The sequence below is a fragment of the Curtobacterium sp. MCBD17_003 genome (genome assembly GCF_003234885.2).
Lineage (GTDB): Bacteria > Actinomycetota > Actinomycetes > Actinomycetales > Microbacteriaceae > Curtobacterium.
Window position 1 is genome coordinate 351,299 of sequence record NZ_CP126275.1, and the last position, 15,805, is coordinate 367,103.

General features: G+C 71.0%; 13 protein-coding genes. 8 read left to right on the top strand and 5 right to left on the bottom strand.

What is annotated here, in order from left to right; genetic code table 11:
* Positions 1-7: 7 nt before the first annotated feature.
* The 6 genes from DEI88_RS01795 to DEI88_RS01820 all read left to right on the top strand — a co-directional run bounded on the left by DEI88_RS01795 (position 8) and on the right by DEI88_RS01820 (position 6,953).
* Entirely contained in the window at positions 8-1,744 is a 1,737-nt protein-coding gene (locus DEI88_RS01795) for a phospholipase C (RefSeq protein ID WP_258375100.1), read from the top strand.
* A gap of 139 nt (positions 1,745-1,883) precedes the next feature.
* Positions 1,884-2,885 carry an NAD-dependent epimerase/dehydratase family protein gene (locus DEI88_RS01800; protein WP_111072217.1) on the top strand — a complete coding sequence of 334 codons (1,002 nt, stop codon included), beginning with the start codon at positions 1,884-1,886 and terminating at the stop codon, positions 2,883-2,885.
* Between the two features lie 118 nt (positions 2,886-3,003).
* Positions 3,004-3,300 carry a co-chaperone GroES gene (groES, locus tag DEI88_RS01805; RefSeq protein WP_111009800.1) on the top strand — a complete coding sequence of 99 codons (297 nt, stop codon included), beginning with the start codon at positions 3,004-3,006 and terminating at the stop codon, positions 3,298-3,300.
* A 194-nt stretch (positions 3,301-3,494) separates the two neighbouring features.
* Positions 3,495-4,457, top strand: a complete 963-nt coding sequence (rarD, locus tag DEI88_RS01810; protein WP_258375103.1) for an EamA family transporter RarD — start codon at positions 3,495-3,497, stop codon at positions 4,455-4,457.
* A 256-nt stretch (positions 4,458-4,713) separates the two neighbouring features.
* Complete coding sequence (locus DEI88_RS01815; protein ID WP_111009798.1) at positions 4,714-6,054, top strand: ABC transporter substrate-binding protein; 1,341 nt, start codon at positions 4,714-4,716, stop codon at positions 6,052-6,054.
* A 98-nt stretch (positions 6,055-6,152) separates the two neighbouring features.
* A complete protein-coding gene (locus DEI88_RS01820) occupies positions 6,153-6,953 on the top strand; it encodes an SDR family oxidoreductase (RefSeq protein ID WP_111012157.1) in 801 nt (266 codons plus the stop codon).
* A 152-nt stretch (positions 6,954-7,105) separates the two neighbouring features.
* Here DEI88_RS01820 and DEI88_RS01825 read toward each other — a convergent pair whose 3' ends face one another.
* Complete coding sequence (locus DEI88_RS01825; protein WP_220037435.1) at positions 7,106-7,393, bottom strand: DUF3253 domain-containing protein; 288 nt, start codon at positions 7,391-7,393, stop codon at positions 7,106-7,108.
* Positions 7,394-7,404: 11 nt separating this feature from the next.
* Positions 7,405-9,855 (bottom strand): phosphoketolase family protein, encoded by a 2,451-nt coding sequence (locus tag DEI88_RS01830; protein WP_111036895.1) that lies wholly within the window; start codon positions 9,853-9,855, stop codon positions 7,405-7,407.
* Between the two features lie 163 nt (positions 9,856-10,018).
* On the opposite strand from DEI88_RS01830, the gene DEI88_RS01835 reads away from it, so the two are divergent.
* Positions 10,019-11,029, top strand: a complete 1,011-nt coding sequence (locus tag DEI88_RS01835) for an aldo/keto reductase family protein (protein WP_111009796.1) — start codon at positions 10,019-10,021, stop codon at positions 11,027-11,029.
* 6 nt (positions 11,030-11,035) lie between these two features.
* Here DEI88_RS01835 and DEI88_RS01840 read toward each other — a convergent pair whose 3' ends face one another.
* Both DEI88_RS01840 and DEI88_RS01845 read right to left on the bottom strand, forming a co-directional pair.
* Complete coding sequence (locus DEI88_RS01840) at positions 11,036-11,674, bottom strand: DnaJ family domain-containing protein (RefSeq protein ID WP_111072201.1); 639 nt, start codon at positions 11,672-11,674, stop codon at positions 11,036-11,038.
* A complete protein-coding gene (locus DEI88_RS01845; RefSeq protein ID WP_111036893.1) occupies positions 11,671-13,488 on the bottom strand; it encodes a glycoside hydrolase family 15 protein in 1,818 nt (605 codons plus the stop codon). The genes DEI88_RS01840 and DEI88_RS01845 overlap by 4 nt, the downstream gene beginning before the upstream one ends.
* Positions 13,489-13,935: 447 nt before the next feature.
* On the opposite strand from DEI88_RS01845, the gene DEI88_RS01850 reads away from it, so the two are divergent.
* Positions 13,936-15,102 carry an RtcB family protein gene (locus tag DEI88_RS01850; RefSeq protein WP_111072202.1) on the top strand — a complete coding sequence of 389 codons (1,167 nt, stop codon included), beginning with the start codon at positions 13,936-13,938 and terminating at the stop codon, positions 15,100-15,102.
* A 21-nt stretch (positions 15,103-15,123) separates the two neighbouring features.
* Here the strand turns inward: DEI88_RS01850 and DEI88_RS01855 are convergent, their stop codons facing one another.
* Complete coding sequence (locus DEI88_RS01855; RefSeq protein WP_181434591.1) at positions 15,124-15,750, bottom strand: TMEM175 family protein; 627 nt, start codon at positions 15,748-15,750, stop codon at positions 15,124-15,126.
* Positions 15,751-15,805: the final 55 nt, after the last annotated feature.

Here is a 15,805-nt window from a genome sequence, read left to right on the forward strand (position 1 = left end):
GACACCAGTGATCCGACCATCCGCGCTCATGCGGTCGACGAAGGGGCGATTCGCACTCGCCGCCGGAGCGACCGCCGTGGCCGCCGTGACCGTGGGGGCCATCGCCATCGCGCCGCTCACGGCATCGGCCACGAACCAACCGGCCTCGTCGTCGCGCACGAGCACGCCCATCAAGCACCTCGTGGTGTTGTTCGACGAGAACGTCTCGTTCGACCACTACTTCGGGACCTACCCGAACGCGACGAACACCGACGGCACGACCTTCGCCGCCGCCAAGGGCACGCCGAGGGTGAACGACCTCGTCACCTCGGGCACGCTGACGGGGAACCCGAACCTCTACGCGCCGAGCCGGCTCACCCCGTCCCAGGCGCTCACCTGCGACCAGAACCACGGGTACGCCGCCGAGCAGAAGGCCGAGGACGGCGGGAAGATGGACGCCTTCGTCCAGAACACCTCGACCGACACCTGCACGGGCGAGTACGGCAGCCCGGGCCTGGCCATGGACTACTACGACGGCAACACCGTCACGGGTCTGTGGAACTACGCCCAGAACTACGCCATGAGCGACAACGCCTGGGACACGACCTTCGGGCCGTCCACCCCCGGTGCGCTGAACCTCGTGAGCGGCCAGACGCACGGCGGCGTGGCGGTCGACTCCGTGACCGGCGCCGTGGTCAAGGGCTCCACCGCGGTCGCCTCGGCGAACGCGGACGGTGTGGGCACCGTGATCGGTGACCCCGACCCCGCCTACGACGACTGCTCCGACAGCGACCACACGTCGACGTCGAACCTCGTCGCGATGCAGGGCAAGAACATCGGTGACCTGCTCAACGCCAAGGGCGTCACGTGGGGCTGGTTCCAGGGCGGCTTCACGCCGACCACGAAGTACGCGGGCTCCGGCACGTACGCCAAGTGCGACGCCACCACCGCGAACCTCGGCGGGACCGCGGCGAAGGACTACTCGCCACACCACAACCCGTTCGCGTACTACAAGTCGACGTCGAACCCCCACCACCTGCCGCCGACGAGCGACGCGATGATCGGGCACAGCGACCAGGCGAACCACGAGTACGACCTGTCGGCGTTCACCACCGCGCTCGCGCAGGACAACGTCCCCGCTGTGTCGTTCCTCAAGGCCCCCGAGGCGCAGGACGGCCACCCGGGCTACTCCGACCCGATCGACGAGCAGCAGTTCCTGACGCGCGAGATCAACGCCATCGAGCAGTCGAAGGCGTGGTCCTCGACCGCGATCGTCATCAACTACGACGACTCGGACGGCTGGTACGACCACCAGGCCCCGACGATCCTCAACGGGTCGAAGGACACGGCGACCGACAGCACCATCTGCACGAACGCCCGTGCCGCGGTCGCCGGCGGGTACCAGGACCGCTGCGGCCCCTCGCAGCGCCTGCCGTACCTCGTCATCTCGCCCTTCGCCAAGCAGAACGCGGTCGACCACACCCGGATCGAGCAGACGTCGACCACGGCGTTCATCGAGGACAACTGGGGCCTCGGCCACATCGGGGACGCCTCGTTCGACCGTCGCGGTGGATCGCTCGCCGGCATGTTCGACTTCGCGCACCCGCAGCAGCGCGAGGTCCTGCTCGACACCACCACCGGCGCCGTCGCGAAGGTCGTGTCGACCGTCCCGTCGCACACGCCGGCCCCGCCGCACGGGCCGGGGAAGCCGGGGAAGCCGGGGAAGCCGGGCTGGGGCGGTGGGCACCACCACCACCACCACTGACGCCGCCGCGCGTCGGCGGGGGGACGTGACCGCCTGACGGCCGGGAGGCACGGTGCAAGCCCGCACCGTGCCTCCCGTTCGTCGTCGGTCCGGGGCCGCGGCCGCTCGCGGTCCCGCGCGGAGGAGCACGATGGAGGACATGAGCAACGTCGCCGTCATCGGAGCCACCGGTCACATCGGGAGCTTCCTCGTGCCCCGCCTCGTCCGGAGCGGACACCACGTGGTCGCCATCAGTCGCGGGCACCGCGCCCCCTACGTGGCGGACGCCGCGTGGGACGACGTGGAGCGGGTCGTGCTCGACCGCGAGGGCGACCCCGAGGGGTTCCCACGCGCCGTGGCCGACCTCGGGGCCGACGTCGTCGTCGACCTGACGAGCTTCACCGAGGACGACGCCCGGGGCCTCGTCGAGGCGCTCCGCGGGCGCGCCGGGCACCTCGTGCACTGCGGCACGATCTGGGTGCACGGTCCGTCGCTCGTCGTCCCCACCTCGGAGGACGACCCGCGGGGGCCGATCGGCGAGTACGGCACCCGGAAGGCGGCGATCGAGGACCTGCTGCTCGCCGAGTCCGCCCGCGCCGACGGGCTCCCCGCCACCGTGCTCCGCGCCGGCCACATCACCGGCCCCGGGTGGCCCGTCATCACGCCGCTCGGGAACCTCGACGCGACCGTCTGGGAACGCCTCGCCACGGGGGAGCCGCTCACCGTGCCGGACCTCGGGCTCGAGACGCTGCACCACGTGCACGCCGACGACGTCGCCCAGGCGTTCGCGCTCGCGATCGAGCGGCCCGACGTGGCCGCCGGCCGCGTCTACAACGTCGTGTCGCCGCGGGCGATGAGCGTCCGCGGGCTCGCCGAGGGCGTCGCGAGCTGGTTCGGGCGCACCGCGGACCTCCGTCCGGCCTCGTGGGAGGCGTTCCGCGCGTCCACCACGCCGGAGCACGCCGACACGACGTTCGAGCACGTGCGCCGGAGTCACGCGATGAGCATCGACCGGGCCGCGACGGAGCTCGGGTACGCGCCGGGCTGGACCTCCCTGGAGGCCCTCGCCGACGCCCTCGTGTGGCTCGCGGACCACGGCCAGGTCGACCTCGGCGGCTCCGTGCCCGAGGTCGTCCGGACGCTCGCCGCCGGCCGGCGATAGGCTCTTGGCACTCGGATTGACCGAGTGCCAGACCACCCCCTACAGTTGGGGTTGGCACTGCCCCCGGGGGAGTGCCAGCCCCAGTTTTTCTTCAGTACCGAGAAAGAAGAGGTCAGCCGTGGCTGTCAGCATCAAGCCGCTCGAAGATCGCATCGTCATCCGTCAGGTCGAGGCGGAGCAGACCACTGCGTCCGGTCTCGTCATCCCGGACACGGCGAAGGAGAAGCCCCAGGAGGGCGAGGTCGTGGCCGTCGGCCCGGGTCGCATCGACGACAACGGCAACCGCGTGCCGCTCGACGTCGCGGTCGGCGACAAGGTCATCTACTCGAAGTACGGCGGAACCGAGGTCAAGTACTCGGGCGAGGACCTCCTGGTCCTGTCCGCGCGCGACGTGCTCGCCGTCGTCGTCCGCTAGGACAGCACCAGCAGCAGGACCAGCTCCAGCAGGCCCCGTCGGTTCCGACCGGCGGGGCCTGCTGCTGTCCCGGCCCGGGCACCCGGCGTCCGCACATCAGCCTGGCGCGCGTCCCGTCGGACGACTGCGGTTCCGTCGCCCGGGAACGCGCCAGCCGGGCGACCACGGTGTCGTCGGTGCCTAGGATCGGACGCGTGCCAGCACGACCCGCGTCCGCCGAACCCCGATCGGAAGCGGCCGTCGGCGTCGTCCAGGCCCTGGCCGCGTACGGACTCTGGGGCCTCATGCCGCTGCTGTTCGTTGCCATGGCACCGGCGGGAGCCACCGAGATCGTCGCGTGGCGGATCCTCTTCGCACTGGTGTTCTGCGCCGTCCTGACGGCGGTGCTCCGCGCGTGGGGTCGCCTGGTCGCGCTGCTCCGACAACCGCGGGTCATGGGCGTGATGGCGCTCGCCGCGTTCCTCATCGTCGTCAACTGGACGGTGTACGTCGTCGCCACGACCACCGGTCACACCGTCGAGGCGGCCCTGGGGTACTTCATCAACCCGCTCGTGACGATCTTCCTCGGCGTCGTGCTGCTGGGGGAACGCCTCCGCGCCGCACAGTGGGCGGCGGTGGGCATCAGCGTCGTGGCGGTGGTGATCGTGGCCGTTGGGTACGGTCGGATGCCGTGGATCTCGCTCGCCCTCGCGTTCTCGTTCGGGCTCTACGGGCTCGTCAAGAAGCGCGTGAGCGGGGTCGTCGACGCGGTCAGCGGCCTCACCATCGAGACCATGTGGCTGACCCCCGTCGCGGTGATCGGGCTCGTCGTCGTCGCCACCGCGTCCCGTGGGGGGATCACCCTCACGGCGAACGGCTGGGTGCACGCGCTCATCACCATCGCGGCTGGGCCGGCGACCGCGGTGCCGCTGCTGCTGTTCGCGTCGTCCGCACGCCGGCTCAGTCTGTCGACGCTCGGCCTGACGCAGTACCTGACCCCGGTCCTCCAGCTCGTGGTCGGCGTCTGGCTGCAGCACGAGCCGATGTCGCCGGAGCGGTGGGTCGGGTTCGCGCTGGTCTGGGTGGCGCTCGTCGTCCTGTCGACCGACGGTCTGCTCGCCGGGCGCCGAGCCCGGCGCCCCGTCGGCGACCCTGTCCGCGTCGACCCCGTGATCTGAGCGCGCCGACAGGCTGACGCTCCGACGGGCCTCCGGGCCGAGCGCGAGCAGCGCCGGCACTGTGCACCCGCTGGGTCGGCATCGCCGTTCCCGTTCGTTCCCACAGGTTCGGTCACGGTTCAGCAACGAAACACCACCCTGACGAGACCGCCACACGGCCGAAACAATCGAACCCTACGTTTGCTCGCATCCCAGCGGACGCACAGCTGCTCGACGATCGAAGCGGTCGCGGCCGCTCAGAGAAAGGGCATCACGGATGATCAGAACCAGCAGCGCCGCCAAGGCGTTCGCGATCGCGGGAGCAGCCGCCATCCTGCTCGCCGCGTGTTCGACGGAGAGCGCCGGCAGCGGTGGCGCATCCGGTGCGGCGTCGGCGTCGTCGTCGTCGGGCAAGGACCCGGCGGCCAGCTGCAAGGCGCCGTCGAAGCCCAGCCAGGACGCGTTGGAGTACGGCACGCTGCTGCCCCTGACCGGCAGCCTCGCCTACCTCGGGCCGCCTGCCATCGCCGGTGCCGGTCTCGCGATCGATGACATCAACGCCGCTGGCGGTGTCATCGGCAAGGACGTGAAGATCTCGACCGCCACCGACTCGGGTGACAGCACCGACATGACGGTGTCGTCGTCCGCGGCCCAGAAGCTCATCGCGGCCAAGGTCCCCGTGGTCCTCGGCGCCGAGTCGTCGTCCGTGACCCTGAACGTGGTCGACCAGATCACGAGCAACTGCACGATCGAGATCTCGCCGGCGAACACGGCGACCGACCTGTCCGGCTACTCGTCGTACTACTACCGGACGGCGCCGCCGGACACCGTCCAGGGGTCCGCGCTCGGACAGCTCGTCGTCGGCGACGGCAACGCCAAGATCGCGTTCCTCGTCTTCAACGACGCCTACGGCACCGGCCTGCGGAACACCGTGCAGAAGGCCGTCGAGGCCGCGGGCGGCAGCGTGGTCTACGGCGGGAAGGGCAAGGGACAGGAGTTCCCGCCCGGACAGACGACGTTCTCGTCCGAGGTGACCGCCGCGCTGGCCGCCAAGCCGGACGCGATCGTCATCCTCTCGTTCGACGAGACGAAGTCGATCGTGCCCGAGCTCGTCTCGCAGGGCTGGGACATGTCGAAGACGTACATGTCCGACGGCAACACCGCGGACTACTCGAAGGACTTCGACCCGAAGACGCTCCTCAACGGTCAGGGCACGATCCCCGGTTCGGATCCGAAGGCCGCGTTCAAGACGAAGTTGACGACGTGGTACAAGACGAACGAGGGCAAGGACCTCCACGACTTCGCCTACGCCGCCGAGTCGTACGACGCCATGGTACTCACCGCGCTCGCGGCAGAGGAGGGCAAGGGCACCGACGCCGGTACCATCCAGGCGCACATGGCCTCGGTCTCCGGTGCCAAGGGCGGGACGAAGTGCTCGACCTTCGCCGACTGCAAGAAGCTCGTCGACGCCGGCACGAAGATCCAGTACACCGGACCGTCCGGCGTCGGGCCGTTCAACGCCGACAACGACCCATCGAGCGCCTACATCGGCATCTACAAGTACGACCAGGACAACAAGCCGGTCTACCAGAGCGCCATCCAGGGCTCGACCAAGTAGGTCACGTCCGTCTGATCGCAGGGCGGTCCCGGGGCACCGGGGCCGCCCTGGGTCGTCGCTGGATGCACGGTCCGGCGGCTGGGGGTACCGTCCGCGGCATGAGTGACTTCCAGCCCACCACCGCCATCGTCACCGGAGCCGAGTCGGGGATCGGGAGGGCCACCGCGGTGGCGCTCGCCGAGGCCGGGATGGACGTCGGCATCACGTACCTCGAGGACCTCCGCGGCGCGGAGGACACCGCCGCCGAGGTCCGCGCCCACGGACGCCGCGCGGTCGTCATGCAGATCGACGTGACGGACCTGCAGCGCTGCGGGCAGGTCATCGACCGACTCGCGGAGGAACTCGGCGGCGTGGACGTGTTCGTCAACGATGCCGGCACCGGCGACAACGCACCGTTCCTCGAGATGACCCTCGACCAGTGGCGGCACACCGTCGCGACGGACCTCGACGGCGCCTTCGTGTGCATCCAGCACGCGGCCCGACGCATGGTCGAGGCCGGTCGAGGCGGTCGCATCATCGGCATCACGAGCGTGCACGAGCACCAGCCGCGCGTCGGGTCCGCCGCGTACGACGCCGCGAAGCACGGCCTCGGAGGCCTGCTCAAGACGGTGGCGCTCGAGCTCGGGCGACACGGGATCACCGTGAACGCCGTGGCGCCCGGCGAGATCGCGACGCAGATGACGGGCAACGAGGACACCGACCCGCACCCCATCGACCGGCCGGGGGTCCCGCTCGGACGCCCCGGGGATGCGCGCGAGATCGCCGCGGTCGTCGCGTTCCTGGCGTCGCCGCTCGCGTCGTACGTGACCGGTGCCTCGTACGCGGTGGACGGGGGCATGCTCCAGATGGGGCCGCAGGCCGGGTCGCACCTGCAGTCGGACGACTGGCGTCAGGCCTGAGTCGCCTCCGCACTGGGTGGCGGAGCCGGCCTGCTGTCGGCGCGCGCCGCCCGTGCGGCCTAACGCTGCGGTCTTCGACGGGATCGATCACGGCGGTTCCTCCGACTCGCCGCGGATCGATCGCCGAAGGTGGGCGATGGGGAGGAACGGCGTCAGCGCGGCCGGCGGATCCGGATCGGACCGTGGATGTGGTCGGGATCGATCACGGACCCGCGCTGGGTGATCTCGACCTCCCCGCGCGCGACCATGCGGCGCGCGGCCTGCCGCGTCGGCTCCATCAGGCTGCGCCAGTCATCGCCGCCGAGTGCCCGTGCCGCCTCCGACGGGCAGGTGCTCGACGTGGCGGCGCGCGTGTCGAGCAGATGGGCGATCGTCGCCTCGAGGGCGTGATCGGTGTCGGTCAGGACGCCGTCCCCGGCGGTCCGCTGGTCGTCACCCACGACTGGACGCCTCAGTGGTTGTCGTCCGACGAGTCCGCACCCTGCTGCACCCCGCCGGCGACGCCCTGACGGTGTCCGTCGGGGTCGTCCTGCGGCCAGCCGTTGAACTGCCAGCCGGCGACCGCCGGGTGGTCCTCACCGCGCTCGTAGGCGAACCGACGTGCAGCGTCCCGGGCCTCCTGGCAGGCCTGCACGAGACCCGCGTACCGGTCGGCGTCCACGTGGGACAGGGCGTCGGCGGCAAGCGCGAAGCGGTCCATGTCGTTGAGCATGACCATGTCGAACGGCGAGGTGGTGGTGCCGCGCTCCATGTAGCCGTGCACGTGCATGTCGTCGTGGCCGTGCCGGTTGTACGTCATCTGGTGGACGAGTGCGGGGTAGCCGTGGAACGCGAAGACCACGGGCGTGCCGGGCAGGAACAGGGCGTCGTAGTCGTCGTCGCTGATCGGGTGCTCGTGGTTCCGCGGGTCCCCGAGCGCGAGGAGGTCCACGACGTTCACCATGCGGATCGCGACCTCGGGCGCGTTCGCTCGGATGAGGTCGATCGCGGCGATGGTCTCCAGTGTCGGGACGTCACCGGCGGAGGCCATGACGAGGTTCGGCGTGGCGCCCTCCGCGACGGTGCCCGCCCAGTGCCAGACCCCGACGCCGGCGGCGACGTGCGCGACGGCCTCGTCGATCGGGAGCCAGTCGGGCTCGAGGTTCTTGCCCGCGACGATCACCTCGACGCGCTCGGTGGTCTCGAACGCGTGTCGGGCGACGGCGAGCAGCGAGTTCGCGTCCGGCGGGAACTTGACGCGGACGAGGTCCTGCTGCTTCGAGGCGACGACGTCGAGGAACCCGGGGTCCTGGTGTGAGAACCCGTTGTGGTCCTGCCGCCACACGTGCGAGGACAGCAGGATCGTCAGGTTCGAGACCGGGACACGCCAGTCGATGTCCGCGGAGGACTCGAGCCACTTGAGGTACTGGCCGACCATCGAGTCGATGATGTGCGCGAAGGCCTCGTACGTGTTGAACATGCCGTGCCGGCCGGTGAGCACGTACCCCTCGAGCAGCCCCTCGAGCGTGTGCTCGGACAGGACCTCGGTCACCCGGCCCTCGAGGGCGAGGTGCGCGTCGTCCGGTTCGAGCTCGGCGCGCCAGACGCGGTCCGTCGTCTCGAACACCGCGTCGAGCTTGTTCGAGATCGTCTCGTCCGGGCCGAACAGCCGGAAGTTCGACGGGTTGCGGCGGATGAGGTCCCGGAGCCACGGACCGAGCGTCCCGGTGGCGGACGTGTTGGTCGTGCGGTCGTCGGGGACGTCCACCGCGTAGGGCTCGAGGTCCGGCAGGTCGAGCGCCACCCGGAGCCGGCCGCCGTTCGCGTGGGGGGTCGCGCTCATGCGCTTGTCGCCCTCGGGGCGGATCGTGCCGAGGATCCCGATGGGCTGGCCCTGCTCGTCGAACAGTTCCTCGGGGCGGTAGGAGCGCATCCACTCCTCGAGCTGCCGGCGGTGGTCGTCGGAGTCGCGGACGCCCGGCAGTGGGACCTGGTGCGCACGGAAGGTGCCCTCGACCCGCTGGCCGTCGACCTCCTTCGGCCCCGTCCAGCCCTTCGGCGTCCGGAGGACGATGAGGGGCCACCGCGGGCGCTCGGTGCCCGAGCCACCGCGTGCCGCCGCCTGGAGGTCCTCGATCTGTCCGAACGCACGTCGCAGAGCGGCGTCGAACAGGGCGTGCACGGCGAACGGGTCGTCGTCGACCCGGGCGGAGTCGACGATGATCGGCGCGTACCCGAGCCCGCGGAAGAAGGCGACGAGGTCCTCTTCCGGGATCCGAGCGAGCACGGTCGGGTTGGCGATCTTGTAGCCGTTGAGGTTGAGGATCGGCAGGACCGCGCCGTCCTTGACCGGGTCGAGGAAGGTGTGGGCCTGCCAGGACGCCGCGAGCGGACCGGTCTCGGCCTCCCCGTCGCCGATGACACACGCCACGACGAGGTCGGGGTTGTCGAGCGCCGCGCCGTAGGCGTGCGACAGCGAGTAGCCGAGCTCCCCACCCTCGTTGATCGAGCCGGGCGTCTCCGGGGCCGCGTGGGACGGGATGCCGCCCGGGAACGAGAACTGCTTGAAGAACTGCCGGAGACCGTCGACGTCGGGTGTGATGCCGGGGTAGAGCTCGCTCCACGTGCCGTCGAGCCACGCGTTCGCGTCCATCGCCGGACCGCCGTGCCCGGGCCCGCACACGTACAGCACGTCGTGTCCGCGCTCGCTGATGAGCGCGTTGAGGTGTGCGTACACGAGGCTCAGCGCGGGCGAGGTGCCCCAGTGTCCGAGCAGCCGGGGCTTGATGTCCTCGCGGCGGAGCGGGCGGGTGAGCAGCGGGTCGTCGAGCAGGTAGATCTGCCCGACGGTGAGGTAGTTCGCGGCGCGCCACCACGCGTCGATCGCGAGGAGCCGGTCAGAGGTCGAGGCGCTGTGCGACATGGCCCCCACCGTAGGCGCGCTCGAGCGTCACCGTCCACAGGACCGGACGCACGTGCACAGGTCGCCCCCGTCCACAGGACCGGAGACGCCGGTGCGCGCGGTCCCGGGTCGGGACTACCGTCGACCCCGGCGCCGCACCGACGCGGCCCGGGAGGAACGACACATGGAACACCGCTACCTCGGCGACTCGGGACTCAAGGTCTCGGAGATCACCTACGGCAACTGGCTCACCCACGCATCGCAGGTCGAGAACGACGCGGCCATCGCCTGCGTGCGGGCGGCACTCGACGTGGGCATCTCGACCTTCGACACGGCGGACGTGTACGCGAACACGGGTGCCGAGACCGTCCTCGGCGAGGCCCTGAAGGGCGAGCGGCGGCAGTCCCTCGAGATCGCCACGAAGGTCTTCGGGCCGACCGGGCCCAAGGGACACAACGACACCGGTCTGTCGCGCAAGCACATCCTCGAGTCGATCGACGGTTCGCTGCAGCGGCTCCAGACCGACTACGTCGACCTGTACCAGGCGCACCGCTTCGACCACGAGACCCCGCTCGAGGAGACCATGCAGGCCTTCGCGGACATCGTCCGGCAGGGCAAGGTCCTGTACATCGGCGTCTCCGAGTGGACGTCCGAGCAGATCGAGAAGGGCCACGCGCTCGCGAAGCAGCTCGGGGTCCAGCTCATCTCGAACCAGCCGCAGTACTCGATGCTCTGGCGCGTGATCGAGGGCGAGGTCGTCCCCACGTCGGAGCAGCTCGGCATCTCGCAGATCGTCTGGTCGCCCATCGCCCAGGGTGTCCTGACGGGCAAGTACCAGCCGGGCCAGCCGCTCCCCGAGGGATCGCGGGCGACGGACGAGAAGGGCGGCGCGCAGATGATCTCGCGCTGGATGCGCGACGACGTGCTCGAGCGGGTACAGCAGTTGCAGCCGATCGCGCAGGAGCTGAGCCTGTCCATGGCGCAGCTCGCCGTGGCGTGGACCCTGCAGAACGACAACGTCGCGTCCGCCATCATCGGGGCGTCCCGTCCCGAGCAGGTGCACGACAACGCCGGCGCGGCCGGTGTCCGGATCCCGGCAGAAGCCCTCGCCCGCATCGACGAGGTCCTCGGCGACGTCGTCGAGCGCGACCCGGCGAAGACGAACGACAGCTCGCCGAAGACGCGCGAGGCCTAGGAGCGGTCAGCGGCGGCGCCACCATCGACGCCGCCGCTGCCGTTCCTCCGCATCGGCGGCGGCCTGCTCGGCCGCTGCGGCGCGCTCGACCGCTTGTCGGGCCTCCCGGCGGTCGCGCCACCGCTCGATCTCGACGTCGACGTCCCGGACCGGCGTGACGACCGGCGGGCCGCCCATGAGCTGCCGCCGTGCCTCGACGACCCGCGCGTCGAAGTCCTCGACGATCTCGCGGACGCGTCGCTCGCTCGACTCCTCGTCGAGCCGGGCGTCGAGTTCCGCGTCCTCCTTCCGGAGGGCGAGCGCCGGCGGTCCGAGGCCGGTCAGCTCCTCGCGTTCGACGTAGCGCCGGATCCACCAGTCGGGGTCGTGCCGGCCGTCGTTGTCCGGCAGGGGTTTGCCGCGCAGCGGGTTGTGCTCGAACACCCCACGTTCGTCACCCTCCTCGATGAGCGCGTTGGCGTGCGCGACCATGTCCCGGGCACCCCGGAGCCGTCGCTCGGCACGGACCTCGTCGGGGTCGAGCGATCGCGATGCGGGCGTGCCCGATGCCTCCGTCTCGCGCGCCTGCTCCTCGGCGTACTGCGCGAACCGGTACCGAGCCGCTTTCCGCAGCCGGTCCATCCGGGCGTCGGGGTCGTTCGTCATCCTTCGCGGGCCATCTCCTCGATCGTGATCGCCGCGTTGATGAGCGCGAGGTGGGACAGGCCCTGCGGCAGGTTCCCCATGAACTCCCCCGTGTCGGCGCTGATCATCTCGGCGAACAGCCCGACGTCGTTCCCCTGCGCGACCATGTCGTCCATGAGCGCCCTGGCTTCGCCGTCACGTCCCACGCAGGCCAACGCCGACGCGAGCCAGAACGAGCAGGCCACGAACGGCGACTCCTCGTCCTCGAGCCCGGAGTAGCGGTAGACGAGCGGCCCGACCGACAGCTGCTCCCGGATGGCGTCGATCGTCGCGGACATCCGCGGTCCCCGGTCGAACGACGACGAGGCGTGCAGCAGGATCGACGCGTCGAGGGCATCGGTGTCGGGGTGCATGACGTAATGGCCGAGTTCCTCGTTCCAGCCGTGCTCAGCCACCCACTGCTCGATGAGCTCGCGGTTCTCCACCCACTTGTCGCGCGGGCCGCCGATCTGCCCCTTGTCGTGCAGTTCGATCGCCGCGTCGAGTGCCTGCCAGCAGCCGATCTTGCTCGTCGTGTAGTGGTGGGCCTCCTGGAGCTCCCACATCCCGGAGTCCTCCTCGACCCACTTGTGGCAGGCCTCGTCCGCGAGCCGTTCGAGCACGTGCGCCGTCTGCCGGTCGAGGACGTTCCCCTGCGCGACGTACTGCCGCATGATGTCGAACACGTCGCCCCAGACGCCGAGCTGGAGCTGGTCCGCTGCACGGTTGCCCTCGGTCACCGGACCGATGCCGCGCCAGCCGGGCACGTCACGTTCCACGACGCCGTCCGACCGCGCGCCGGAGAGCCGGTAGAAGATCGGCATGCCGTCGCCGTTGTCCGCGATGGTCCGCATGAGCCACGAGACGGCGGCGTGCGTCTCCTCGCGGAGCCCGAACCGCGTCAGCGCGCGGACCGAGTAGGCGAGGTCGCGCACCCAGGCGAACCGGTAGTCCCAGTTCTTGTCGCCGTGCTCGTCCTCGGGCAGCGACGTGGTGGCCGCGGCTGCGATCGACCCCGTCGGCGCGAAGATGAGCAGCTTGAGCGCGAGGGCACTGCGGTGCACGGCGTCCGCCCAGGGGCCGTCGTACGCGAACTCCTTCGACCAGGTCTCCCAGTTGCGGATGGTGCGGTCGACACCGCGCATCGTCTCGTGCGGGTCCGGGATGAACAGCGGCTCGTCGAGCGTCCCGATGACCGACAGGATCGACCTCGAGCCCTCGGACGTCCGGAACCGTCCGGAGAACCGCGGGCCGTCCTCGTGCACGGGCTCGAACCCGAGCTCGACGATGGCGATGCTCACGCCGTCCACCGCCACGATCGAGCCGTTCACCGTGTCGAGTCGTTCCGGTCGGGCCTGCCCGAGGAGCGTGCCCGGCTGGACCGCCCACTCGAACTCGACCGCCCCGCGGACGCCCTGCACGCAGCGCCCGAGTTGGGCCCAGGGCAGTCGTCCGGCCACGCCGGTGGCCATGGCGTCCGTGACCGTGGCCTCGCCGTCGGCGGTGGTCCACGTCGTGCAGAGCACGTTCGTGCCGGGCAGATAGCGGCGCTCCATGTGCGCCGGGCCGGTCGGCTTCAACGCGATGTGCCCGCCGTGCTCGGCATCGAGGATGCTCGCGAAGGGAGCGGGGGAGTCCATGGACGGCACCGGCAACCAGTCGATGCGGCCGTCGCGCCCGACGAGCGCCACGGTGCGGCCGTCGCCGATGGCCGCGTAGGAGCGGAGGGGGGCGTAGCCGTCGGTGCGTTCGGCGTTGTCGGAGGAGTCCGGGGTGTCCGGAGTGCGCTCGGGCATCCTCCTACTCTGCTCCCCTCGACTGCGAGCAGTCCGGCTGCCGTTCCCACCTCCGGTCCACGTGCGCACACCGACCGGTGCGACCCGCGCCGGGCCTTCCGGGCGTGTCGCGGTTGTGCAGCTCGGGCGTGTCGCACTATGGTCGGTGCTCCGTGCCCGCCCTGGGCACTCGACTGGAGGACCGCCGTGCGCGTCGAACAGCAGCCCCGGAAGCGGAACGAGCAGCAGCTCGTGCCGCTCATGTGGCGTGCGCTCGAGCAGCGGCCCACCAGCAGCTATCCCGTGTAGGCACGGTCGTCCTCCGACGCCCGTGCCCACCAGGCCCAGGGCGTCTTGCGCACCCGTCTCCCGTCGACCACATCGGTCACCGACCATCGTGTCGGTCGGGAGGGACGGTGCCGGTCCGCCCCGGACCGTCACCATCCCGATCCGACGGAAGGCGGAACGATGCAGAAGATCAACGACCGATTGCTCTCGTGGGCGAGTCTCCTCGAGGAGACGACCGAGCAGCAGGCACGGACCACGGCCGCGATGCCCTTCGTGTTCCCGCACGTGGCGCTCATGCCCGACGCGCACCTGGGGCTCGGCGCGACCGTGGGCTCCGTCATCCCGACGCTCCGCGCGGTCATGCCCGCCGCCGTCGGCGTGGACATCGGCTGCGGCATGATCGCCGTCCGGACCCAGTTCGACCGCGCCGACCTGCCGACCGACCTGCGCCCGCTCCGCGAGCAGATCGAGCGGGCGGTCCCGCTGTCGGCCGGGGCCGCGAACCGGAAGGTCGTCGCGACGGCCGCGCCCCGCATCGCGGAGCTCGAGGCGCTCGCCGACGCCGCGGGGTTCGACCCCGCGCGAGCGCTCGGGGGATGGCGCGAGCAGCTCGGCACGCTCGGGAGCGGCAACCACTTCATCGAGGTGAGCGTCGACGAGACCGACCGCGTCTGGCTGTTCCTGCACTCGGGCAGCCGGGGTGTCGGGAACAAGATCGCCCAGCGGCACATCGCGGTCGCGAAGCGGCTCATGGAGCGCTGGTGGATCCAGCTGCCCGACGCCGACCTCGCGTACCTGGTCGAGGGGACGCCGGAGTTCGACCGGTACATCGCCGAGCTCCGGTGGGCGCAGCACTACGCCCTGCTCAACCGCGAGGAGATGATGGACCGCGTCGTCCGCCAGCTCAGCGAGGTCATGGGGGTGCTGGTGGACGAGCAGGAGCGCATCAACTGTCACCACAACTTCACGCAGCAGGAGCGGCACTGGGGCAAGGACGTGTGGGTGTCGCGGAAGGGTGCGATCTCGGCGCGCGAGGGGCAGCTCGGACTCGTGCCGGGGTCCATGGGCACGGCCTCGTACGTGGTCGAGGGGCGCGGCAACGCGCAGTCGCTCGCGTCGTCACCGCACGGAGCCGGGAGGTCCTACTCGCGGTCCGCGGCTCGGCGCACCTTCACCCACGAGCAGCTCCGCGCGGCGATGGCGGGGATCGAGTTCCGGGACACGGATGCGTTCCTCGACGAGATCCCGGCGGCCTACAAGCCGATCGGCCAGGTGATGGCGGACGCCGCCGACCTCGTGACGATCCGTCACACGCTGCGGCAGCTCGTCAACGTCAAGGGCGACTGACGCCCCGGGCGCCGCGCCGGGTCACCCCGGCGTGGCGCTCGTCCAGCGTCGGCGGAGCACCCGCTCGACCGGCCCGGAGGCGAACAGCAGCAGGAGCGCGAAGAAGTTGACGGCGGGCACGAGGCTCCCCACCACGGCGGCCAGGAGCAACAGGCCGGCGCTCACGGCCGAGCCGAGGAGCTGCTGGCGGGCGGCGGTGCGCTCGCGGTCGGTCAGGTCGTCGCGGCGGAGGAACGCCCGCGCGATCCCGGCGAGCGCCGCGGTGGCGAGCACGAGCGTGCCGACGTAGAGCTCCACGGTGAGGGGGCTCGGCCGGTACGCGGTGATGATCGCCGTCGGCAGGGGCAGCGCGACGATCGCGAACGTCCACACGAGGTTCCACCGCACGACCGCCCGGCTCAGGCGTGTGACGGTGCGGAACAGTTCGTGGTGAGACCACCAGAACCGCGCGATGACCGCGAAGCTGAGCACGAACCCGCCGAACTGCGGCACGTGCTCGCGGAGCAGCGCGCCGACGTCGCCGTCCCGGTGCGCGGCCTCGGGCACGATGTCGACGAGCGGCAGCACGAGCAGCGTGATCGCGATCGCCGCGACCGCGTCGGTGAACACCACGAGTCGCTCGGTCTCCGACTCGCGCTGCGCATCCACGGGATGAGTATGGAGCACGTGTCACGTCCGGGGTGCGTCCTCAGCGCGGCCCGGG

Bases quoted from the DNA above. Each gene is read 5' to 3' on its own strand.
- DEI88_RS01835 (WP_111009796.1), top strand. From the start codon at position 10,019: ATGGAACACCGCTACCTCGGCGACTCGGGACTCAAGGTCTCGGAGATC.
- DEI88_RS01850 (WP_111072202.1), top strand. From the start codon at position 13,936: ATGCAGAAGATCAACGACCGATTGCTCTCGTGGGCGAGTCTCCTCGAG.
- DEI88_RS01815 (WP_111009798.1), top strand. From the start codon at position 4,714: ATGATCAGAACCAGCAGCGCCGCCAAGGCGTTCGCGATCGCGGGAGCA.
- DEI88_RS01820 (WP_111012157.1), top strand. From the start codon at position 6,153: ATGAGTGACTTCCAGCCCACCACCGCCATCGTCACCGGAGCCGAGTCG.
- DEI88_RS01830 (WP_111036895.1), bottom strand. From the start codon at position 9,855: ATGTCGCACAGCGCCTCGACCTCTGACCGGCTCCTCGCGATCGACGCG.
- DEI88_RS01800 (WP_111072217.1), top strand. From the start codon at position 1,884: ATGAGCAACGTCGCCGTCATCGGAGCCACCGGTCACATCGGGAGCTTC.
- DEI88_RS01840 (WP_111072201.1), bottom strand. From the start codon at position 11,674: ATGACGAACGACCCCGACGCCCGGATGGACCGGCTGCGGAAAGCGGCT.
- DEI88_RS01845 (WP_111036893.1), bottom strand. From the start codon at position 13,488: ATGCCCGAGCGCACTCCGGACACCCCGGACTCCTCCGACAACGCCGAA.